Origin of the sequence: Thalassococcus sp. S3, assembly GCF_004216475.1 — a bacterium.
GTDB lineage: Bacteria > Pseudomonadota > Alphaproteobacteria > Rhodobacterales > Rhodobacteraceae.
In genome coordinates, this window is record NZ_CP022303.1 from 2,582,049 (window position 1) to 2,602,014 (window position 19,966).

General features: G+C 61.5%; 19 protein-coding genes and 2 tRNA genes. 9 read left to right on the top strand and 12 right to left on the bottom strand.

Annotated features, from left to right (window positions below):
• The first annotated feature begins 3 nt into the window (after window positions 1-3).
• Window positions 4-1,017: a betaine--homocysteine S-methyltransferase gene (gene bmt, locus CFI11_RS12795; protein ID WP_130406521.1), complete on the top strand. Its 1,014-nt coding sequence runs from the start codon at window positions 4-6 to the stop codon at window positions 1,015-1,017.
• On the opposite strand, the gene CFI11_RS12800 is transcribed toward bmt, so the two are convergent.
• Window positions 1,014-2,093, bottom strand: a complete 1,080-nt coding sequence (locus CFI11_RS12800) for a PA0069 family radical SAM protein (protein WP_130406523.1) — start codon at window positions 2,091-2,093, stop codon at window positions 1,014-1,016. The two genes, bmt and CFI11_RS12800, sit on opposite strands and share 4 nt — an antisense overlap.
• A gap of 215 nt (window positions 2,094-2,308) precedes the next feature.
• Here CFI11_RS12800 and CFI11_RS12805 point away from each other — a divergent pair, with 215 nt between their 5' ends.
• Complete coding sequence (locus CFI11_RS12805; RefSeq protein ID WP_130406525.1) at window positions 2,309-3,007, top strand: B12-binding domain-containing protein; 699 nt, start codon at window positions 2,309-2,311, stop codon at window positions 3,005-3,007.
• A 70-nt stretch (window positions 3,008-3,077) separates the two neighbouring features.
• Complete coding sequence (locus CFI11_RS12810) at window positions 3,078-3,710, top strand: DUF1638 domain-containing protein (RefSeq protein WP_130406527.1); 633 nt, start codon at window positions 3,078-3,080, stop codon at window positions 3,708-3,710.
• A gap of 55 nt (window positions 3,711-3,765) precedes the next feature.
• Here CFI11_RS12810 and CFI11_RS12815 read toward each other — a convergent pair whose 3' ends face one another.
• Window positions 3,766-4,176: a SufE family protein gene (locus tag CFI11_RS12815; RefSeq protein ID WP_130406529.1), complete on the bottom strand. Its 411-nt coding sequence runs from the start codon at window positions 4,174-4,176 to the stop codon at window positions 3,766-3,768.
• Window positions 4,177-4,305: 129 nt separating this feature from the next.
• Between CFI11_RS12815 and CFI11_RS12820 the strand changes: the two genes are divergently transcribed.
• Window positions 4,306-4,815: a hypothetical protein gene (locus CFI11_RS12820; protein WP_130406531.1), complete on the top strand. Its 510-nt coding sequence runs from the start codon at window positions 4,306-4,308 to the stop codon at window positions 4,813-4,815.
• Here CFI11_RS12820 and rnd read toward each other — a convergent pair.
• From rnd to purM, 3 genes are all read right to left on the bottom strand, one after another.
• Window positions 4,812-5,969, bottom strand: a complete 1,158-nt coding sequence (rnd, locus tag CFI11_RS12825) for a ribonuclease D (RefSeq protein ID WP_130406533.1) — start codon at window positions 5,967-5,969, stop codon at window positions 4,812-4,814. The genes CFI11_RS12820 and rnd overlap by 4 nt on opposite strands.
• 103 nt (window positions 5,970-6,072) lie before the next feature.
• Window positions 6,073-6,681: a phosphoribosylglycinamide formyltransferase gene (purN, locus tag CFI11_RS12830; protein ID WP_130406535.1), complete on the bottom strand. Its 609-nt coding sequence runs from the start codon at window positions 6,679-6,681 to the stop codon at window positions 6,073-6,075.
• Window positions 6,678-7,724 carry a phosphoribosylformylglycinamidine cyclo-ligase gene (gene purM, locus CFI11_RS12835; RefSeq protein ID WP_130406537.1) on the bottom strand — a complete coding sequence of 349 codons (1,047 nt, stop codon included), beginning with the start codon at window positions 7,722-7,724 and terminating at the stop codon, window positions 6,678-6,680. Before purM ends, purN begins: the two co-directional genes overlap by 4 nt.
• A 102-nt stretch (window positions 7,725-7,826) precedes the next feature.
• On the opposite strand from purM, the gene CFI11_RS12840 reads away from it, so the two are divergent.
• Window positions 7,827-7,903 (top strand) — tRNA-Ile (locus CFI11_RS12840).
• A gap of 12 nt (window positions 7,904-7,915) precedes the next feature.
• Here CFI11_RS12840 and CFI11_RS12845 read toward each other — a convergent pair.
• Both CFI11_RS12845 and CFI11_RS12850 read right to left on the bottom strand, forming a co-directional pair.
• The gene (locus CFI11_RS12845; RefSeq protein ID WP_130406539.1) at window positions 7,916-8,701 is read right to left on the bottom strand and encodes a hypothetical protein; all 786 of its coding nucleotides are present in this window, start codon (window positions 8,699-8,701) and stop codon (window positions 7,916-7,918) included.
• 177 nt (window positions 8,702-8,878) lie between these two features.
• Window positions 8,879-10,198 (bottom strand): ATP-binding protein, encoded by a 1,320-nt coding sequence (locus CFI11_RS12850; protein ID WP_130406541.1) that lies wholly within the window; start codon window positions 10,196-10,198, stop codon window positions 8,879-8,881.
• A 40-nt stretch (window positions 10,199-10,238) separates the two neighbouring features.
• On the opposite strand from CFI11_RS12850, the gene CFI11_RS12855 reads away from it, so the two are divergent.
• The 3 genes from CFI11_RS12855 (at window position 10,239) to CFI11_RS12865 (ending at window position 11,758) form a co-directional block, all read left to right on the top strand.
• Complete coding sequence (locus CFI11_RS12855; RefSeq protein ID WP_130406543.1) at window positions 10,239-11,162, top strand: MBL fold metallo-hydrolase; 924 nt, start codon at window positions 10,239-10,241, stop codon at window positions 11,160-11,162.
• 73 nt (window positions 11,163-11,235) lie between these two features.
• Window positions 11,236-11,310 (top strand) — tRNA-Asn (locus CFI11_RS12860).
• Window positions 11,311-11,362: 52 nt separating this feature from the next.
• The gene (locus CFI11_RS12865; RefSeq protein ID WP_130406545.1) at window positions 11,363-11,758 is read left to right on the top strand and encodes a VOC family protein; all 396 of its coding nucleotides are present in this window, start codon (window positions 11,363-11,365) and stop codon (window positions 11,756-11,758) included.
• Between the two features lie 224 nt (window positions 11,759-11,982).
• On the opposite strand, the gene CFI11_RS12870 is transcribed toward CFI11_RS12865, so the two are convergent.
• Window positions 11,983-15,654, bottom strand: a complete 3,672-nt coding sequence (locus CFI11_RS12870) for a vitamin B12-dependent ribonucleotide reductase (RefSeq protein ID WP_130406547.1) — start codon at window positions 15,652-15,654, stop codon at window positions 11,983-11,985.
• A gap of 529 nt (window positions 15,655-16,183) precedes the next feature.
• Here CFI11_RS12870 and CFI11_RS12875 point away from each other — a divergent pair.
• Window positions 16,184-16,633, top strand: coding sequence for a hypothetical protein (locus CFI11_RS12875; RefSeq protein ID WP_130406549.1), 450 nt, complete (start codon window positions 16,184-16,186; stop codon window positions 16,631-16,633).
• A gap of 15 nt (window positions 16,634-16,648) precedes the next feature.
• On the opposite strand, the gene CFI11_RS12880 is transcribed toward CFI11_RS12875, so the two are convergent.
• The 4 genes from CFI11_RS12880 to CFI11_RS12895 all read right to left on the bottom strand — a co-directional run bounded on the left by CFI11_RS12880 (window position 16,649) and on the right by CFI11_RS12895 (window position 19,953).
• Entirely contained in the window at window positions 16,649-17,410 is a 762-nt protein-coding gene (locus tag CFI11_RS12880) for an isocitrate lyase/phosphoenolpyruvate mutase family protein (RefSeq protein WP_130406551.1), read from the bottom strand.
• Window positions 17,407-18,474, bottom strand: coding sequence for a bifunctional transcriptional activator/DNA repair enzyme AdaA (locus tag CFI11_RS12885; protein WP_130406553.1), 1,068 nt, complete (start codon window positions 18,472-18,474; stop codon window positions 17,407-17,409). The genes CFI11_RS12880 and CFI11_RS12885 overlap by 4 nt, the downstream gene beginning before the upstream one ends.
• A 162-nt stretch (window positions 18,475-18,636) precedes the next feature.
• Entirely contained in the window at window positions 18,637-18,870 is a 234-nt protein-coding gene (locus tag CFI11_RS12890) for a hypothetical protein (RefSeq protein WP_130406555.1), read from the bottom strand.
• A 30-nt stretch (window positions 18,871-18,900) separates the two neighbouring features.
• Window positions 18,901-19,953: a permease gene (locus CFI11_RS12895; RefSeq protein ID WP_130406557.1), complete on the bottom strand. Its 1,053-nt coding sequence runs from the start codon at window positions 19,951-19,953 to the stop codon at window positions 18,901-18,903.
• Between the last annotated feature and the right edge of the window lie 13 nt (window positions 19,954-19,966).

Here is a 19,966-nt window from a genome sequence, read left to right on the forward strand (position 1 = left end):
GTTTTGACCGACGCGTTGTCAAAAATGCTCGACCGTTCCGATGTGATCCTCGCCGATGGCGCAACCGGCACCAACCTCTTCAACATGGGGTTGATGTCCGGGGATGCGCCCGAGCTTTGGAATGTGGACGAGCCCGCGAAGATCAAGGCGCTCTATCGCGGTGCAGTCGATGCGGGGAGCGATCTTTTCCTGACCAACAGCTTTGGGGGCAACGCCTCCAGGCTGAAACTGCACAACGCCGAGAAACGCGCGCATGAATTGTCCCGCGTGGCGGCAGAGATCGGTCGAGACGTCGCAGATGCTCAGCAGCGCCCGATTATCGTGGCAGGCTCCGTCGGCCCAACCGGTGAGATCATGGAGCCGGTCGGAACGCTCAGCCACGCGTTGGCGGTTGAGATGTTTCACGAGACAGCAGACGGCCTGAAAGAAGGCGGCGCCGACGTTCTGTGGCTTGAAACCATCAGCGCGCCCGAGGAATACCGCGCCGCCGCCGAAGCCTTCGCGCTTGCCGATATGCCCTGGGTCGGCACGATGAGTTTCGATACGGCGGGCCGCACCATGATGGGCGTCACCTCGTCTGATCTTGCACAGCTTGTACAGGACCTGCCCAACACGCCGCTGGCCTTTGGCGCAAATTGCGGCACAGGCGCGTCCGATCTGTTGCGCACCGTCCAGGGCTTTGCAGCCCAAGGCCCCGACAGGCCCATCGTGGCAAAGGGCAATGCGGGCATTCCGAAATACGTGGACGGACATATTCACTATGACGGCACACCGGAATTGATGGCCGAATATGCGGTCATGGCCCGGGACAGCGGCGCGAAAATCATCGGCGGATGCTGTGGCACGATGCCCGACCATCTGCGACACATGCGCGAGGCTCTGGACACCAGACCGCGTAGTGATCGCCCCTCTCTGGAAAAGATCGCGGAGGCTCTGGGACCGTTCAGCTCCGCCACCGATGGCACCGGCGAAAGCGCTGCCCCCGAACGCCGGACCCGCCGCAGACGCCGCGCCTAGAACAGCGACAATTGATCGCCCGCGCGGGGCGGCACGGCGAAAAGGTCACAGCGTAAATCCGGCAAAGGCCGATCCAGACCATAGCGCTTTATCGCTGCCTTGACACGTTGCCCGATCATCCCGGCATAAACGCCCTCTCCCCGCATTCTGTGTCCCCAGCGCGGATCATAGTCGCGTCCGCCATGCATCTCCCTCACACGGGCCATCACCCGTGCGGCGCGGTCCGGTACATGCTCGGCCAGCCAATCCTGGAAAAGCGGTGATACCTCCCTTGGAAGGCGCAGGAGGGACCAGTTGGCCGCGTCTGCCCCCGCCTCTTGACCAGCCTGAAGCAACGCCTCCACCTCGTGATCCGTCAACGCCGGAATGATCGGAGAGACGAAGATCCGGACCGGGATCCCGGCATCCGCCAGACGCCGAATTGTGGCGAGACGCCGGCCCGGCGCGGCCACGCGCGGCTCCAGCCGCCGCGACAGGTCGGCGTCGAGCGTTGTGACACTGATGCCGACACGCACAAGCCCCTGCCCGGCCATCTTCGCCAGAATATCGATGTCCCGCTCGATCAATGTGCCCTTGGTCACGATCATCAGCGGATGCTTATAGGCCTCCAGAACACCAAGGCACGCGCGCATGATCCCGTAATCCTTTTCAATCGGCTGATAGGGATCCGTATTCGTTCCGATCGCCAGCGGCGCCACCTTGTAGCGCGGGCGCGCCAGCTCGACCGCCAAAAGATCCGCCGCGTTCGGGCGCGCCACGAGCCGCGTTTCGAAATCAAGCCCTGGCGAAAGCCCCAGATAAGCGTGGCTTGGGCGCGCAAAACAATAGATGCAACCATGCTCGCACCCCCGATAAGGATTGACCGATCGATCAAAGCTAAGGTCTGGCGAGGTGTTTCGCGTAATGATGCTGCGCGCCGTTTCTGCGCTGACTTCGGTGCGCAAAAGCGGCAATTCCTCCTCTCTGTCCCACCCGTCATCGACCGCAATACGCGACAGGTCGAACCGGCTGGCCGCGTTGGTGGCAGCGCCCCGCGCCCGGCGCCGGTTGGAGGAGAGAGGAATCTGTTCATCCATAGCCCCCAGACTGGAACAAAACACGAACACATGCAATCCGCTCAGCATGCATATGGGGAAATCTCATTATCTTTTTGCTCTAAACCGCCTTACAACGTCGGTTGCAGAAGCGACGATGTCGCAATCAATGCAGTCATTTACACCGGATTTGGCATTCTTTGGCATACAGAGGCTTGCCAAGGCATGGCACCATTGGCTCAACAAGGAATGCGCGCATGTCTGACGAAGACGACATCATTCTCTCCGAACTGGACGATGACGAACTTGTCCAGCAGATGTTCGACGACCTTTACGACGGTCTCAAGGAAGAGATCGAGGAAGGGGTCAACATCCTGCTTGAACGCGGTTGGGCACCCTATGACATTCTGACCAAGGCGCTTGTGGGCGGCATGACCATCGTGGGCCACGACTTCCGCGATGGCATCCTCTTCGTGCCCGAGGTGCTGCTGGCCGCCAACGCGATGAAAGGCGGCATGTCGATCCTCAAGCCGCTTCTGGCCGAAACCGGCGCGCCGCGTGTGGGCAAGATGGTGATCGGCACGGTCAAGGGCGATATCCACGACATCGGCAAGAACCTCGTCTCCATGATGATGGAAGGCGCAGGGTTCGAAGTGGTGGATCTGGGCATCAACAATCCGGTTGAAAACTACCTTGAGGCTCTGGAAACCGAAAAGCCGGACATCCTTGGCATGTCGGCCCTGCTCACCACAACCATGCCTTACATGAAGGTCGTGATCGACACGCTGGTCGAACAGGGCGTGCGCGATGATTATATCGTCCTTGTCGGTGGCGCGCCGCTGAATGAAGAGTTCGGCAAAGCCATCGGCGCGGATGCCTATTGCCGCGATGCCGCCGTCGCGGTTGAGACCGCCAAGGAATTCGTAGGTCGCAAACACAATCAGATGACGGCCTGACGCCGCCCTCGGCATTATATCGGCGGCCTGCTTCGACCTGGGGCGGGCCGTTTTTGTCGGGAACACCCTCATGCTGAACGATGACAGCCTGACCGAGACCGGATTGCCGCTCGACCCGTCCAACGGTCGGGTGCTTATTGTGGCGTGCGGCGCACTCGCCCGCGAAATCTTGGCCTTGATCGACCGGAATGGCTGGTCCCATCTCGACCTGACCTGCCTGCCCGCCATCTACCACAACCATCCCGAAAAGATCACGGGCGCCGTTCGCGAGGCCGTGGCGCAGCATCGCAACCGCTATTCCGACATCTTCGTGGCCTATGCCGATTGCGGCACCGGCGGACAGCTTCAGGCCGCCTGCGCCGACATGGGCGTGGAAATGATCGAAGGGCCGCATTGCTACGCCTTCTTCGAAGGAAACCAGACTTTTGCCGAACGGGGCGAAACCGAGATTACCGCCTTCTATCTCACCGATTTCCTCGTCCGCCAATTCGATGCGTTCGTGTGGCGCCCCCTCGGTCTCGACCGGCATCCCGAATTGCGCGACATGTACTTTGCTCATTACGAGAAACTGGTCTACCAGTCGCAAACCGATGATCCCGCCCTGACGGAAAAAGCCCGTGATGCCGCCGATCGCCTTGGCCTCGCTTTTGAGCGGCGCAGCACCGGATACGGGGATCTCGCCACCCATCTCGCGCGGCTCTGACCTTCGCTTTCCCAGGTAAATCCCGCAATGCACGAACGCTACGGGGTGTCTCCGCTCACGCCATCTGTGACGCGGTCTGTCGGATGCGCTCGATCATCGCCCTCAGCCCGTTCGACCGCTGCGCCGAGAGATGATCGTTCAGGCCCAGCCGCGCCATTTCTGCCCGGGCATCAACCTTGGACACATCCGCCACCGGCAGATCGTTGTAAAGCGCTCTCAGAACCGCGATGAGCCCCCGCACGATCATCGCGTCGCTCTCTCCGTCAAAGCGAAAAGTCCCGTTTTCGATGACCGGATGCAGCCAGACCTGGCTTGCGCAGCCATCGACCTTTGTCGCCGGGACTTTCAGGGCATCCTCAAGCGGATCCATCGCCTTGCCCTTCTCGATGACATAGCGATAGCGGTCTTCCCAATCGTCCAAAAATTCAAAATCCTCAACGATCTCTTCAAAGGCAGGACTGGCCATGACGCGATCCTCTTCTGCTCTTTCTTGACCTATGGCGCGCGCATTCCGCTGTCCAGTCCTGATCCGGCTTTTCAACGGCGCGGGGATGCGGTAACTCATGGCGCAAAGAAGATCATCGGTGGGTCCGAAATGACGAAACCTCTGCTGGCACTCCTTCTGGCCAGTTTCGTATTGAGCAGTTGCGGAACGCGCCTCAATCCCCTGAACTGGTTCGGCAACAGCCGCGAGGTGCGCACGAGTGCTCCGCAGCAGGAGGTTAATCCGCTGCTGCCGCAGGAAACCGGCAGCGGCATGTTCGACCGGCCCGACGATGTCTATCCCGGGATCCCGATCGACCGGATAACAGAGCTGACGGTCGAACCGGTGCCAAGTGGGGCAATCGTCCGGGCGACCGGCATTGCAGCGCGGCAAGGCGCCTACCTCGTGCAACTGACCCCCCAGACCGAGGATGGGCCCGACGAAAACGGCGTGATGAGCTATACCTTCGATGTGGTCTATCCCGTCGCCGGAACCCCGGTGGGGACGGAGTTTTCCCGGCGCGTCAGCGTGGCGCAGAGCCTCTCCAACGAAGATCTTTCGCGCATCAGCGTGATCCGGGTCGTGGCACGCGACAACGCCCGCGAAACCCGCCGTCGCTAGATCTCGACAATGGCCACGGCCTGGCCCGTGGCCGCAAGAGCGATGCGCCCTTCGCAAAGCCGCAGCGCATCGGCCCCGAAAACCTCGCGCCGCCAGCCCGACAGAGCGGGCACGTCGCGCAGGCCCGCAGCGATGGCGTCCAGATCCGCGCTTGGCGCGATCAGCTTCGCGGCCACGCCCGATGCCTCCGTTTTGGCTTTCAAAAGAACACGCAGCAGATCGGCCAAAGCCGGATTGACCTGCATCTTGTCCCGGCTGCGATCCAGCGCCGGAAGGTTTTCCGGCGCGCAGGACACTCCGCGCGCAACGGCCTCCAGGATCCCTTCGGCGATCTCTCCCTTCCGGGCTTCGCGCAGCAGCAGACGGGACTGGCCAAGATCGGCGTGATTTTTGGGTTTGGTCGAGGCAAGCTCAACCAGCGCATCATCCTTGAAAACCCGGTTGCGGGGCACGTCGTTCTTCTGGGCGTAAGCCTCCCGAAACGCTGCCAACTCGCGCACCACGGCCAGAAAGCGGGGGGAATTGCTGCGGGTCTTGATCCGGCGCCAGGCGTCCTGCGGTTTGATATCATAGGTCGCCGGCGTCAGGAGGATCTCCAGCTCTTCGGCAACCCATCGCGCACGCCCGCTCTTTTGCAGCTCTGCCGCCAGATATTCGTAGATCTTGCGCAGATGCGTCACATCGGCCAGGGCATATGTCTTCTGCGCCTCTGTCAGGGGCCGCCGGGACCAGTCCGTAAAGCGTGAGGTCTTGTCCAAGGGCTGGCGCACGATCTTGCGCACCAGCGTTTCATAGCCCACCTGCTCGCCAAAGCCGCAGACCATCGCGGCGACTTGCGTGTCGAAAAGGGGGCGCGGAAAGACACCGGCGTCGATATAGAAAATCTCAAGATCCTGTCGCGCGGCGTGAAAGACCTTCACCACGTCTTCGTTGCGAAAGAGATCATAGAGCGGATCAAGCGCCATCCCGTCCATCAACGGATCCACCAGAACGGCGCTGTCTTCGCCGTCACCGGGCACAGCCAATTGGATCAGGCAGAGCTTTGAGAAATAGGTTCGCTCACGCAGGAACTCTGTATCGACGGTGACATAGGGGTGAGCAGCCGCTGTTTTGCAAAAGGCCGCTAATTCTTGCGTCGTTGTGAGCGTTTTCATCCGCTTTTTCTTCTCGGGCTTGGTTATTATTCTTGTCGGTCTTGGCAGAACCCTCGCCCAAGTCTTACGAAAAATATGAGCATTTGCAAAGCGCGATGCAGGGTCAAGCGGCATCCGACGTTAGGAAAAGCGGTGTCCGGTCGCCTTGGGCGTATCGGCGCAAGACCGCGGGGTAAAGCCGATGCTCAAGATCAAGCACCCGCGCCGCGAGTGTGGCGGGGGTATCGCCTGGCCGGATTTCAAGATCCGCCTGCCCCAAAAGGGGTCCGTCATCAAGCGCGGGCGTGACCTCATGCACCGTGCAGCCATGGCGCGCATCCCCGGCATCCAGAGCACGCGCATGCGTGTCGAGCCCCTTGTATCTGGGCAAAAGCGAGGGATGAATATTCAGCATACGCCCCTGCCAATGCGAGACGAAGCCGGCGGTGAGAATGCGCATGAAGCCAGCCAGACAGACAATGTCCGGGCCGGCCGCCAGAAGCGGCTTCATCAACTCAGCCTCGAACGCGCTCCGGTCGCGCCCAAAGACACGGTGATCAACCGATGCAACGTCGATGCCACGTGCGGCCGCCTTGGCCAGACCGGGTGCGGCAGGATCATTGGACAGAACCAGGCAGGGCTCTGCCGGGTGATCGGCCTGCATGTCGTCGAGAAGGGCCAGCATGTTCGACCCGCTGCCCGAAATCAGAATCGCGACTTTCTTACGGCTCACACCAGCGCCCCGGAATAGGTCACGCCGTCGCCGGATCGCACCTGGCCGATCTCGAACACCGTCTCTCCCTGCGCCGCCAGGACCTCGGCAATCGCGCCCGCCGCCTGCGGATCGCAGACCAGAACCATGCCGACCCCGCAATTGAAGGTCTTGAGCATTTCACTTGGCTCCATCCCTCCGGTTTCGGCCATCCAGGCAAAGACGGGGGGCATATTCCAGGACGACAGATCGACCTCGGCGCCCAGTCCCTGCGGCAGAACGCGTGGCAGGTTCTCGGTCAGCCCCCCGCCGGTGATGTGGGCCAGCCCATGCACGCCGCCCTTCCCGATCGCGGCCAGTGCGGAGCGCACATAAAGTCGCGTGGGCGCCAGCAACGCCTCTCCCAACGTGCCATCGCCGAAGGGCGAAGGCGCGGTCCAGGAGAGCCCCGACAGATCGACGAGTTTGCGCACCAGTGAATAGCCGTTCGAATGCACACCATCGCTGGCCAGTCCCAGCAGCACATCGCCTTCGGTGACGTGAGCGGGCAAGGCCCTGCCCCGTTCCATCGCGCCCACCGCGAAACCGGCCAAATCGAAATCACCGTCGGGATACATGCCCGGCATCTCGGCCGTCTCTCCCCCGATCAGGGCACATCCCGCGCGCACGCAGCCTTCGGCAATGCCCTCGACCACGCGGGCCGCACTGTCGGTGTCCAGCTTTCCGGTGGCGAAATAGTCTAGAAAAAAGAGCGGTTCCGCCCCCTGACAGACCAGATCGTTCACACACATCGCGACAAGGTCGATCCCCACCTGATCGACCAGGCCCGTATCAATCGCAATCCGCAGCTTGGTGCCGACGCCATCGGTGGCCGCCACCAGCACCGGATCGGTGAAGCCCGCCGCCTTGAGATCGAAGAGTGCGCCAAAACCGCCCAGCCCCGACATCACCCCGCTGCGCGCGGTCCGCGCCGCCGCCGGCTTGATCCGGTCGACAAGCGCATTTCCCGCGTCGATATCCACGCCCGCATCCGCGTAAGTGATGCCGTTCTTGCCTGTGCCCATGCGCTATCTCCAATCCATTGCCGCGCGGGTTAGAACATTGCGCGCGGGCACGCAACGCCACTCTTGACGCGACCGGAGAGGATGATAGGCCTGCGATATGGCGGGCCTGTAGCTCAATTGGTTAGAGCAGAGCGCTCATAACGCTTTGGTTGCGGGTTCAAGTCCTGCCGGGCCTACCATTCCGTTCCGCCCTACTCGGTCATCAGGATCAGGCGTTTCAGGTCGGTTTCGCTCATATCCGGGCCTTGGCCTGTCTTCGCCGCACTGTCGAACCACATCTTGTTAAGCTGGCGGGCGGCGCGGACCTTGTTGGCGTACCAGCTTTGCCTGGCTCTCAGATGGCCCAGAATGGCGAGCAACTGCTCCAACTGAATGATGATCTTTCCAAGCTGCACCTTGTTCGACAGGGCCAGCGGCTTGAACCCATAGGCGTCCGGCAGCATCATCGTGATGATCCCGTCCATTGCTTTCTCAAGAATTTCGCATCGGGCGAGATGATAGCGCGTGTCGGCAATGCGGTCGTGGATGTCACGCTCCGACGTCCTGATCTTGTCCAGCAATCGTTCCAGCGCGTGATCGTGACGATAGAGCGATATCAGGAATTCCCGATATTCGGGCTGCTGATCCGCAGGCAGGGTCGCCGTCGCCCCTCCTGTCGCGACACTTGAAGTTTCAGCTTTAGCCCCTTGAAGAAAAGCAATAAATTTCTCTCCGGACGGATTTTCGGGCACTTGCATCGGCTCTCGGGACATGGCTTGGCCCTTCCGTGCGAGGCCTTCAAGACGCCGGGCCATATCCCTCAGCGCGTCATTGCGGAAAAGCACCATGTCCTGGATGCCCAAGTTCTCGCCTTCGCGCTCGATACTTTTTCGATGCAGATGCTCCAGCGTCTGATCAACGCCATCTATGGTTTTCAGATCTTGATAATGGTCAAAGATATCCAAAAGAAATTCGGGGACTTGCACGACCCAAGACATCGCGGACCTCCGCTTGCTCTGTTTAAATGGTGTATTTGACTTAAATCTAAAACATCGTTCCCCATCGCTTCGGACATGGCAACCGCAGGCCAGAGCGGACCGGCGCAATCCCGCCAGACCTTCCGTCAGCTTTGCGAAACCGCGCGTATCAGTGGCGGCACCCCCGTAGATGCGGGATTATCGGGCGAGGATCAGGTCAACACGCAAACCGCCCAGCCCTTCGGCTTCGGCCAGTCGCAAACTGCCGCCATGGCTTCGAGCAATGTCATGGGCAATAGCAAGGCCCAAACCCACGCCACTGCCCTTGTCCTGATTGCGCGCGGGATCAAGACGCATGAAAGGTTTCAAGGCATCGGACCGCAGCTCGGGCGCGATCCCCGGACCGTCGTCATCGATCCGGAAGCGGACGGCCTTGTCGGTGACCGCCACCGACATCTCGGCCTTTGTTCCGTATCGCACCGCGTTGTTCACAAGGTTTTCCAGCGCCCGGCGGATGGCCAGGGGACGCAACGCCACGCGCCCCTCGCCATTGATCTCCGTCACATCCACGGCCTTTCCGCTGCGCCTGGCGTCCTCGGCGATCTGCCGGACGAGCGAGGCGGGGTCTGTCTCCTCTGCCTCGCCCTCCGACGCGCCCTTGGCAAAGCTCAGGAACTCGTCGACCAGACGCTGCATGTCATCCACATCGCGCAGCAGCGGCGCGGCCTCGTCCTCGTCAATCAGCGACAGACCCAGTTTCAGCCGGGTAAGCGGCGTGCGCAAATCGTGGCTGACCCCGGACAGCATGAGCGTGCGCTGTTCGATCTGCCGTTCGATCCGGTTGCGCATGTCAAGAAAGGCATTTCCGGCCGCCCGAACCTCCAATGCCCCCCGCGGCGCGTAAGGGACATGCCGCCCCCTGCCGAAAGCCTCTGCCGCGCTTGCAAGCCGTGTGATCGGCCGCAACTGATTTCGCAGATACAGATAGGCGATGATCGTCATCAATCCGCCGAAAAACACCATGTTGACCAGCAATTGATGCGGGTTTGACGCCGACACGCGCCTGCGATCAAAGGTAATTTCCAACGGGCCCTGCGGTGTGATGACGAACAGCGTGACATCATCGTTGTCGGGCAGCAGGGCCGTTTCGACCTGGGGCAAGGCGCCGCGCAGCTTGTTCAACATGACCCGACCCGAAAAGTCGTACCAGCGGATGGTGTCGGCCTGCGGCACCGCATCAGGGCGCACAAACGAAAGCCGCAACTGCAGCGTGCGTGTGATCTCTTCCAGCGACATCAACGCAGTGACACCGTCATCCGCGACATCGACGCCATCGAGAACCAACCGCAACTCACGGATGACCGTCTGGGTCATCTGGGTGGTGACGTCCTCGAAATGCCGTTGAATGAAGACGATAGAGACGACAAGCTGCAAGACCACGACCGGGAAGATCAGGATCAGCGCGGCGCGTCCGTAAAGCCCGCGGGGCAGATAGGATTTGAGCCAGCGAAACGACATGTCATAAACCTATCGGGCGCGAAGAAGCAGAGGAAGTGTCATGACAGCCGCACCGGACGACTTTAACCCTCCCCCCGGTCAGGCAGAGACGCTGGAGCCCGGTCTGCGACGCCTCGTTGCGCCAAACCCGTCTCCGATGACCTATCGCGGCACCAATACCTATCTCCTGGGCACCAAGGGGCTTGCCGTCATTGATCCGGGTCCGCTGGACGACCGTCATCTCGCCGCGATTGGGGCCGCTTTGGAGCCGGGCCAGTCCATCACTCATATCGTCGTCACGCACAGCCATCTCGACCATTCTCCGCTCGCCCGGCCCCTGGCGCGCAAGACAGGGGCCCCGGTGCTGGCCTTTGGCACGGCCCGCGCGGGGCGCAGCGCGGTCATGGACAGACTTGCCCTCAGCGGGCTCGGCGGTGGAGGCGAAGGGATCGACGCCGACTTTCGCCCTGACGTGCACCTCCCCGACGGGGAACGGATCACCGGCGATGACTGGTCGCTTGAGGTGCTCCACACGCCCGGACATCTGGGCAACCATATCTCGCTTGGCTGGAACGAGGCCTGTTTCACCGGAGATCACGTGATGGGCTGGGCCAGCTCGCTCGTGTCGCCCCCCGATGGGGATCTGACCGATTTCATGGCGTCCTGCCGCAAATTGCGCGCCCGCGACTGGCGCCGCTTCTATCCCGGCCACGGCGCGCCGATAGACGACCCGTCCGAAAGGCTCGATTGGCTGATCGACCACCGGCTGACCCGCGAGGCCGCGATTCTCGATCAGCTGGCACAAGCGCCGGCCACGGCTGAGGTTCTGGCCCACCGCATCTACACCGAAACGCCACCTGCCCTTCTGCCGGCCGCCACGCGCAATGTCTTTGCTCATCTTGTTGATCTTGCCCAACAAAACCGCGCCCATCCGATCGGCCCCCTGGCCGCCGATGCACGCTTTGCGCTGGGGCCTCCACCATGATTAAAAAATTCCGATTTTCTGGCACGTAGGCTCTGGACGCTTCAAAATCCACTTGCTATATGCGCCAGACCGTTCCGGCGTAGCTCAGCGGTAGAGCAGTTGACTGTTAATCAATTGGTCGTAGGTTCGATCCCTACCGCCGGAGCCAATCCCCTCAGATTTCTTGCATCCGTGCCAGGCTTCACTGTTATTGGCTCATCATGACTGATCCAGTCTTCAAATCCATCAAAGCCATCGACTACACCGTCATCCTCGTGCGTGACATGGACGCGATGCGGCGTTTTTATGAGGATGTCCTGGGCTTTGAGCTGACCCGCACTCTTTCGGAAAACTGGCTGGAATATCGTGTCGGGCCGAACACGCTCGCCCTCTCCTGGCCGGGCCTCATGCGGGCGGATGCGCCGGTGCCGGAGGGGAGCGCCGCGCTGCAATTGGCCTTCCGGGTCGAGCGGGAGGCGGTGGATGTCTGCGCCCGCGCGCTTGAGGCCCGTGACGTCCCCATCCTGTCGCCCCCGACCGACCGGGATTTCGGCCATCGCACACTGTTTTTTCGGGATCCGGACGGCAACCTCCTCGAGATCTACGCGGAGATCTGACAAAAAAACGGGGAGCATAAGCCCCCCGTTTGAGTTTCGCCGCTCAGGCTCAATAGTTTACCGCCCGGTGTTTATTGCCTGCGGCCTGAGCGTCGTCAGGAGCGAGCGCACCCGCTCCAGGTGAAGGTGGGCAAGGACTGCTAGTCCGCCCCCACCCTATCTCGTCGGGGTCCGGCCCTCTGGGGAAAGCCATGACCCCTACGCATCCCCTGGGATGCGATCCCTTAGCTACATCCGCTGGTCGCCCCGCAGGTGTTGCACTTCATGCAGGTGCCGTTGCGCACCAGCGTGTAGTTTCCGCATTCGCCGCAGGCCTCGCCTTCGTAGCCCTGCATCTTGGCCTTGGTGCGGGCGTCCATTTCGACGTTGCCCGTGGCCATTGCGGTTGTCGTCGTGCTTGTGACCGCCACCGTTTCAGGCACCAGTGTCTGCAGCGCGCCCACCGGGTCGACCGCGCCGTTCAGCGCCGTGGCCCCGATGGATTGCCCGCCATTCAGCACCACCAGCTCTTGCGGCAACCGCTTGCGGAGATACCCGGTCGAGCTGATTTGTTTCAGTACTTCCAAGGACTTGGTGGCCGCCGTCTCGCTCAGCTCGGAGACGTTGGAGACGCCTTCCTCTTCCCCACGACCCAGATCGTCGAAGGTCGCCCCTTGCGGTTTGACATGCGCCAGATCGGTGCGGTCGAGGTAGGAGACAGCCAGTTCCCGGAACACGTAGTCAAGGATCGAGGTTGCGTTCTTGATGCTGTCATTGCCCTGCACCATGCCCGCCGGTTCGAACTTGGTGAAGGTGAACGCATCCACGAACTCCTCCAGCGGCACGCCGTATTGCAGGCCCACGGACACCGCGATGGCGAAATTGTTCATCATCGCCCGGAAGCCAGCGCCTTCCTTGTGCATGTCGATGAAAATCTCGCCGAGGTTGCCGTCCTCGTATTCGCCTGTCCGCAGATAGACCTTGTGGCCCCCGACAATGGCTTTCTGAGTGTAGCCCTTGCGTCGTTGCGGCATCTTCTCGCGGTGGCTGCGGACGATCTCTTTCACCACAACCTTTTCGACAATCTTTTCAGCCAGAACGGCGGCCTTTTCGGTGACCGACCCGCTTTCCAGTACCTCTGCTGCCTCCTCGTCATCCTCGACCAACGCGGCGGCCAAAGGCTGGCTCAGCTTGGAGCCATCGCGGTAGAGCGCGTTTGCCTTCACACCTAGCGACCAGCTCAGCTCATAGGCTTTCTGACAATCCTCGATGGTCGCATCATTGGGCATGTTGATCGTCTTGGAGATCGCGCCCGAGATGAAGCTTTGCGCCGCGGCCATCATGGTGATGTGACTGTCGACCGACAGGAAGCGCTTGCCCTTCTTGCCGCAGGGATTGGCGCAATCGAAGATCGCGTAATGCTCCTCCTTCAGATGCGGCGCACCTTCCAGCGTCATCGTCCCGCAGACATGGTCGTTCGCGGCATCGATGTCGGCCTTGGCAAAGCCCAGATGACGCAGCAGGTCAAAGGTCGGATCGTTCAGCTTTTCGGTAGGGATACCAAGGACTTGAGTACAGAATTCCTCGCCCAGCGTCCACTGGTTGAACACGAACCGGATGTCGAAGGCGCTTTCCAGCGCCGCATCCACCTTGGCCAGCTCATTCGGGCCAAAGCCGTGCCCGGCCAGCGACGTGTGATTGATCCCCGGCGCGTTGCCGATTGTACCGTGACCCACCGCGTAGCTGACGATCTCCTCGATCTGAGCGGAGCCATAGCCCAGCTTTTCCAACGCGGACGGAACCGAGCGGTTGATGATCTTGAAGTAGCCCCCACCGGCCAGCTTCTTGAACTTCACCAGCGCGAAATCAGGCTCGATCCCGGTTGTGTCGCAATCCATGACCAGCCCGATCGTGCCCGTAGGTGCGATCACCGTGGCCTGCGCATTGCGATAGCCGTGCTGCTCACCCAGCTTCAGCGCCTCGTCCCAGGCAGATTGGGCCAGATCGACCAGCCGCGCATCGGGGCAATTGCCGTGATCCAGCGGCACCGGCTTGACGTTCACCGCCTCATAGCCTTCGGTCGCCCCATAGGCGGCGTTACGGTGGTTACGCATGACGCGCAGCATGTGATCGGCGTTGCGCTCATAGCCCGCAAAGGCGCCCAGCTCTCCGGCCACTTCTGCCGAGGTCGCATAGGACACGCCCGTCATGATCGCCGTCAACGCCCCGCAAAGCGCGCGGCCCTCGTCGCTGTCATAGGAATATCCCATGTTCATCAGCAATCCGCCGATATTGGCATAGCCAAGGCCCAGCGTCCGGAAATCATAGCTGAGCTGCGCGATCTCCTTCGACGGGAACTGCGCCATGGTCACGCTGATTTCCAGCGTCAGCGTCCAGAGGCGTGTGACATGGATATAGTCTTCGGCCTGAAACTCACCGTCCTTGAGGAAGGTCAGCAGGTTCATCGAGGCAAGGTTGCACGCCGTGTCATCAAGGAACATGTATTCCGAGCACGGGTTGGATCCGCGGATCGGACCGTCTTCCGGGCAAGTGTGCCAGGCATTGACCGTGTCGTGATACTGGATGCCCGGATCGGCGCAGGCCCAGGCCGCATGACCGACCTGCTCCCAAAGATCCCGTGCCTTTACCGTTTTGGCGACGGATCCGTCGGTGCGGTTGATCAGCTCCCACTCCGCATCCTTCTCGACCGCATAAAGGAACGCATCGGTCACGCGGATCGAGTTGTTCGAATTCTGGCCCGAGACGGAGTTATAGGCTTCGCTGTCCCAATCGGTGTCGTAGGTCGGGAATTCGATGCTGGTATGGCCCTGCTTGGCATAGTCCAGCACACGCTTGATATACGTCTCAGGGATCGCGACTTTCTTGGCCTCGCGGATCGCCGTCTTCAGCGCGCTATTGGCCGCCGGGTCATAGGCATCTTCTACCGCGCCGTCCCATGTCCGCAGTGCTTCGAAAATGCCGTTCAGCTTGGCCTCGTGCATCTTGGAGCCGGCGACGATGCTTGCCACCTTCTGCTCTTCGATGACCTTCCAGTTGATGAAATCCTCGATATCCGGGTGGTCCGCGTCGCAGATCACCATTTTGGCTGCGCGCCGCGTGGTACCGCCCGACTTGATCGCGCCCGCTGCCCGGTCGCCGATCTTCAGAAAGCCCATCAGACCCGACGATTTGCCACCGCCCGACAGCGCCTCACCCTCGCCGCGCAGATGCGAGAAATTGGTGCCGGTGCCCGAGCCGTACTTGAAAAGACGTGCCTCGCGCACCCAGAGGTCCATGATGCCGCCTTCGTTCACCAGATCGTCCGCGACCGACTGGATAAAACACGCATGGGGCTGCGGATGCTCATAGGAGGATTTGGATTTGGTCAGCTTTCCGGTCTTGTAATCGACATAGTAATGGCCCTGCGCCGGACCGTCGATGCCGTAGGCCCAGTGCAGACCGGTGTTGAACCATTGAGGGCTGTTCGGGGCGGCCCGCTGCGTGGCCAGCATATAGCGCATCTCGTCGAAATAGGCGCGTGCGTCTTCCTCGGTCGAGAAATAGCCACCTTTCCAGCCCCAATAGGTCCAAGCGCCCGCCAAACGGTCAAACACCTGTTTGGAGGAGCTTTCGCCGCCGAATTCCACGTCTTTGCCATCCGGAACAGAGCGCCACAGAAACTCCGGCACATCCTTCTCGCGCACTTTCTTCAACCGCGCGGGCACGCCGGCCTTGCGGAAATACTTCTGCGCGATCACATCACTGGCCACCTGGCTCCAGGTGCTGGGCACTTCGATCTCTTCCTGACGGAAGACAATCGTGCCGTCCGGGTTGCGGATCTCAGACGTCGCCATCACGAAATCCAGCGCGGCGTATGCGTCTTTCCCTGCCGTGGTGAATTTTCTTTCGATTTTCATCGTGTGCTGCCTCTAATTCAGCGTTCTTTTCCTTGCGCCAGTTGTCCTGACGCCCTCTTCGAAGCCTCGGTTTGGATGTCAGCACACCGTTGCAGCGCCGCAAGAAACGGGCGTCGTACCACCGCGCGCATGACCGCAATTCTGATTGTCGTCGTCTGTCCCAAACCGTCGCCACCATCCCAGCTTTGCACTAGATTTAGTGTCCCGGCGACCGGCCCACACAACCTGCCGTATAGACCCATAGAGCGTCAACGGTATTTTTACGCAAAGGTGAGACTCTTTTTTATTGACGTGTGGCGGTCGCCCCTGCGTGTGTGATTCACTTTGTTAACGCAGCACTCCCCGACGCAGGTGTTGAACAGCTCCAAGGTGCAAAACATACTTATTTTCAGCAGGTTTTTTCGATAACGCCCTTGTGGTGCGTTAACTATTTCTGCACTGCAGCATGAATTGAAACACCTGCGGGACGGCCCAAATAATGCATCAAGCCGGCACGATATCGCCAAGCCAACCCTCGGGCGGAGCGCTCATGAAACTTGGATACATGTTGTTTTTTGGTGCGCTGACCGCCTGCGCACCCCAAGATCTGGTGTCGGGGACCACCGAATCCGGTTCTGCGCGATTCTCCGACTATCCCGACACATTGTTCGCCGCCTTTCAGGCCGCGTGCAGCGGACCGGCCCACGCATTCTCGCGCCCGGCGCGCGATGCTGTCGAATGCCGGGAGTTGATGCCCCCCGACGTCACCGCCGCGCTGATCGTCACCTATGACGGCACGCCCGAAGACCTGCCACGGCTGGTGATCCGCTTTGACGCCAAACGCGATGCGCCGGGATACCTCGTGCGCAACGATATCTTCTTCAACGTTCCGCAGCGCGAAGGCGGCGCGCTGCAGATCCGGCAACCGGATCCGCAACTCACCCAACGGCTCAACCGTCTTTATCGTCGGGCCGGTGGTGTGCCCGAACGTCCCGCGTGACGGCCGCGCCGCGCGTCAGGTCGCAGCCAGATACCGCGCTTTCAGCGCTTTCATCGCATCCGCATAGGGACCGGGGCCAAAGCTTGCGCGGGCCACGCCCATCTCGGCAACCTCCTCAACCGAGCTCAGAGCGCCCCGCATCATCACATTGACCGGCAAGGGACTGTCGGCACAGATCTGCCGGATCAGGCCTGCCTCCGTCAGGCCGGGAATAAAGAAGCAATCCGCGCCCGCCTCGGCATAGGCCGCGCATCGGTCCAGCGCTTCGGCCACAAATCCGCCATGCGCGTCAGGATCTCGTGCTTTCAGGAAAATGTCCGTCCGCGCATTGATCACGATCGGCACATCCTCAGCCTCTCCGGCGGCCCGCACCGCCGCGATCCGCGCCGCCTGGGTGCCTATCGGATAAAGACCGCTGCCGCCAACGATCTGATCTTCGAAATTCAGGCCGACCGCCCCCGCTTGCACCAGCTTGCGGACATTCGCGGTCACGTCCTCCGCAGCCTCGGCATAGCCGCCTTCGAAATCGATGGTGACCGGACTTTCAACCGTCTCGGTGATCCGCTCTGTAATCTGCAGCAAGAGCGCGAGGGGTATCTTCTGCCCGTCTCCATAGCCTTGCGCGGCTGCCACCGACCAGCTGCCGGTGGCGATTGCGGGGGCACCGGCAGCGTCCAGTTCCTTTGCACTGCCCGCATCCCAGATATTGTAAAGCACCACGGGGTCACCCGGTACATGCAACGCCTTGAAACGCTGCGCCTTGTCGATTTGAGTCATGTCCGATCCTCCGGTCTTGCATACATGGATTCGATTTCCAAAAGCCTCTGCTTGCGCCAAAGCCCTCCGCCATATCCGGTCAATGCGCCATCGGCGCCAAGGACCCTGTGGCACGGGATCACCAGGGCAATCTGGTTGGCGCCGTTGGCCCGGGCCACAGCTCGCGTGGCATCGGGCCGCCCCAATGCGGCGGCAATCTGGGAATAGCTGCGCGTCTCTCCCGCGGGAATCTGCCGCAACCTCGTCCAGACATCACGTGTGAACGGCGTGCCATGCAGAACCAGCGGCGTCTGAAACCGCGCATCGCGTCCGGCAAAGAACGCGTCAAGCTCTTGGGTGATCTGGTCGGTGGGCGCATAACGTCCAAGGCCGATCTGGCCCTTTGCGGCCTGCTCCAACCGCTTGAGTTCAGATGGAAGCGCCTTGCGCTCGACAAATTCCAGAAGGTGCAGGGCCGAGGCATCGCTGACCGCGATCATGGCACCGAGCGGCGTGTCGATCCAATCCGCCCGCAAAAGCGCCGTCCTGGAAAATCGGCCCGGTGCCCTGCCCAGCAGGCGGGCAAACGCATCGCGAAAAGCGCTCGGGGACGCGAAACCGGCTTCGATCTGCGCGTCGATCACGTCTCCGCCTTCGGCCAGGGTAACAAACCCGTCCCGCAGGCGGTTCTGGCGCGCGAGTTCCAGAAAGGTCATCCCAAAGTGACGCTTGAACGCGCGCCGGACCGTGGACGGATCGTATCCCGATGCTGCGACATCCGCCTCGCTCCAGCGATGCGTCGGTCGCCGTTCAAGCTGCTCAAGCAGGTCCTTGATCACCGGGTCGGCATCGGCTTCCGGCCGCAGGGGGCGGCAGCGCTTGCAAGGCCGGTACCCGGCCGCGATGCAGGCCGCGACATCGCGATAAAAGGCACAGTTCTCTTTTCGCGGCTTTCGGGCGGGGCATGTCAGGCGGCAGAAAATTCCTGTCGTGGCAACAGCCACATAGACGCGCCCGTCAAAGGCGGCATCGCGCCGCAATAGCGCATCGTAAAGGGTGGTGTCGTCGGGCAGATCCGTCAGCATGCCCTCTCTTACCGCAAGCAGGGCACGGCTGCCGCCGGAATTCGGGCTTGCATTTCCTTTTTGCGATATCCGCCCGATGCCAGGACGGACCTGCGCGTGATGCTGAAGCCTTTCGTTGACCGCAGCCTCCACCGCCCGCACGGGATGGCGCCGGATCTTCGATCAAGGCACGACGACGATGTTTCCTGTATGGGCCTTGTCGATAAAGGCCTGCTGGGCCGCGCGAGGATCGGCAAACACCTCTTTGCTGCCGAGATAAGATTTATCATGGCGCGCAGAACGCGGGGCATCCGTCGACGGCCGGATCAATTCACCGGCACCTTTATGACCCTTATTCATACGCACCACGTTCACCCCGAAACGGCTTTGATCGTCGATACTATGCTGTCCGCCCATCGGTCGCAGCCCTCCCGCCAGCAGCTTCGGTCATACTCCGATCCAGGCCTGGAACAGCAGGCCGCTTGCCAAAGAGCCGCTCAAAGCCAACCCAACATAGAGGGCAAAGACCTGACGCTTGGCAAGCGCCCACACCGCGATGGCCGCGGGCAGCGACGTCACGCCGCCGGCCACGAGGAAGGCCATGCCCGCGCCGGGTGCCATGCCCTGTTCGATCAGGCCCGAAACGAGGGGCAGCGCGGCATAACCGTTAAGATAGGCGGGCACGCCGACCAGCGTGGCGATCAGCACCGAGCCGATGCCGTCGCCGCCCACCGCTGTTGCAACCCACTCGGCAGGGACAAAGGCGATCATCAGGCTTTCGAGAACAAAGGCCAGTGTTAGCCATTTGAACAAGAACAACGTGGTTTTCAGGGCCTGACTGGCGAACTTCTCCCGCCGCGCGGGCTCTCGCCAGAAGGCCCAGACCGGCGGTTTGGGATCGCGCACCGACGATGCACCGCACCCCCCGTTGCCCACCCCCTCCCGCAAGGGGTCGATGAAGGCGCCCGCGCGGTTCAGAAGCAATGTCACATAGCCCCCGAAAAGACCAAGACCGATGGCGGCCAATGTCTTCGCGGTCGCGAATTCGAACCCGAGCACGCCCGCCGTCAGAACATACATCGACGGGTCGATGACCGGTGAGGCAAGCCAGAAGGCCATCACCGCCGACAAGGGTACGCCCATCGCCAGCAGCGCCGCGATCAGCGGGATCACCCCGCAGGAGCAGAACGGCGACAGCCCCCCGAAGGCGGCAGCAAGCGCGATCATCAGAACCGGCGCGCCGGTAAAGGCCTTGGCGATCAGATTGTCCGCGCCCGTCGCGCCCGCATAAGCGGCAATCCCGATGGACAGGATCAGATAAGGCGCCGTTTGAAGAAGGGCCCGGATCGTGAACGCAAGGCTCTCGCCGCCTTGCACCGGGTCCAGCAGCGCAACCAGCGCCAGGATCGCGGCAGCGGCAAGCCAAACGCGTTCATGCGACCACAGATAGCGACCGATCGAAAGACCACGGCCCGAAAGGCGAAGAACGGCATCAGTCATCGTGTTATCCTTA

What these genes read in the sequence shown, in the direction of transcription:
- CFI11_RS12800 (WP_130406523.1), bottom strand. Translation starts at nt 2,093, where the DNA reads ATGGATGAACAGATTCCTCTCTCCTCCAACCGGCGCCGGGCGCGGGGC.
- CFI11_RS12805 (WP_130406525.1), top strand. Translation starts at nt 2,309, where the DNA reads ATGTCTGACGAAGACGACATCATTCTCTCCGAACTGGACGATGACGAA.
- CFI11_RS12810 (WP_130406527.1), top strand. Translation starts at nt 3,078, where the DNA reads ATGCTGAACGATGACAGCCTGACCGAGACCGGATTGCCGCTCGACCCG.
- CFI11_RS12815 (WP_130406529.1), bottom strand. Translation starts at nt 4,176, where the DNA reads ATGGCCAGTCCTGCCTTTGAAGAGATCGTTGAGGATTTTGAATTTTTG.
- CFI11_RS12820 (WP_130406531.1), top strand. Translation starts at nt 4,306, where the DNA reads ATGACGAAACCTCTGCTGGCACTCCTTCTGGCCAGTTTCGTATTGAGC.
- rnd (WP_130406533.1), bottom strand. Translation starts at nt 5,969, where the DNA reads ATGAAAACGCTCACAACGACGCAAGAATTAGCGGCCTTTTGCAAAACA.
- purM (WP_130406537.1), bottom strand. Translation starts at nt 7,724, where the DNA reads ATGGGCACAGGCAAGAACGGCATCACTTACGCGGATGCGGGCGTGGAT.
- CFI11_RS12845 (WP_130406539.1), bottom strand. Translation starts at nt 8,701, where the DNA reads ATGTCTTGGGTCGTGCAAGTCCCCGAATTTCTTTTGGATATCTTTGAC.
- CFI11_RS12850 (WP_130406541.1), bottom strand. Translation starts at nt 10,198, where the DNA reads ATGTCGTTTCGCTGGCTCAAATCCTATCTGCCCCGCGGGCTTTACGGA.
- CFI11_RS12855 (WP_130406543.1), top strand. Translation starts at nt 10,239, where the DNA reads ATGACAGCCGCACCGGACGACTTTAACCCTCCCCCCGGTCAGGCAGAG.
- CFI11_RS12865 (WP_130406545.1), top strand. Translation starts at nt 11,363, where the DNA reads ATGACTGATCCAGTCTTCAAATCCATCAAAGCCATCGACTACACCGTC.
- CFI11_RS12870 (WP_130406547.1), bottom strand. Translation starts at nt 15,654, where the DNA reads ATGAAAATCGAAAGAAAATTCACCACGGCAGGGAAAGACGCATACGCC.
- CFI11_RS12875 (WP_130406549.1), top strand. Translation starts at nt 16,184, where the DNA reads ATGAAACTTGGATACATGTTGTTTTTTGGTGCGCTGACCGCCTGCGCA.
- CFI11_RS12880 (WP_130406551.1), bottom strand. Translation starts at nt 17,410, where the DNA reads ATGACTCAAATCGACAAGGCGCAGCGTTTCAAGGCGTTGCATGTACCG.
- CFI11_RS12885 (WP_130406553.1), bottom strand. Translation starts at nt 18,474, where the DNA reads ATGCTGACGGATCTGCCCGACGACACCACCCTTTACGATGCGCTATTG.
- CFI11_RS12890 (WP_130406555.1), bottom strand. Translation starts at nt 18,870, where the DNA reads ATGGGCGGACAGCATAGTATCGACGATCAAAGCCGTTTCGGGGTGAAC.
- CFI11_RS12895 (WP_130406557.1), bottom strand. Translation starts at nt 19,953, where the DNA reads ATGACTGATGCCGTTCTTCGCCTTTCGGGCCGTGGTCTTTCGATCGGT.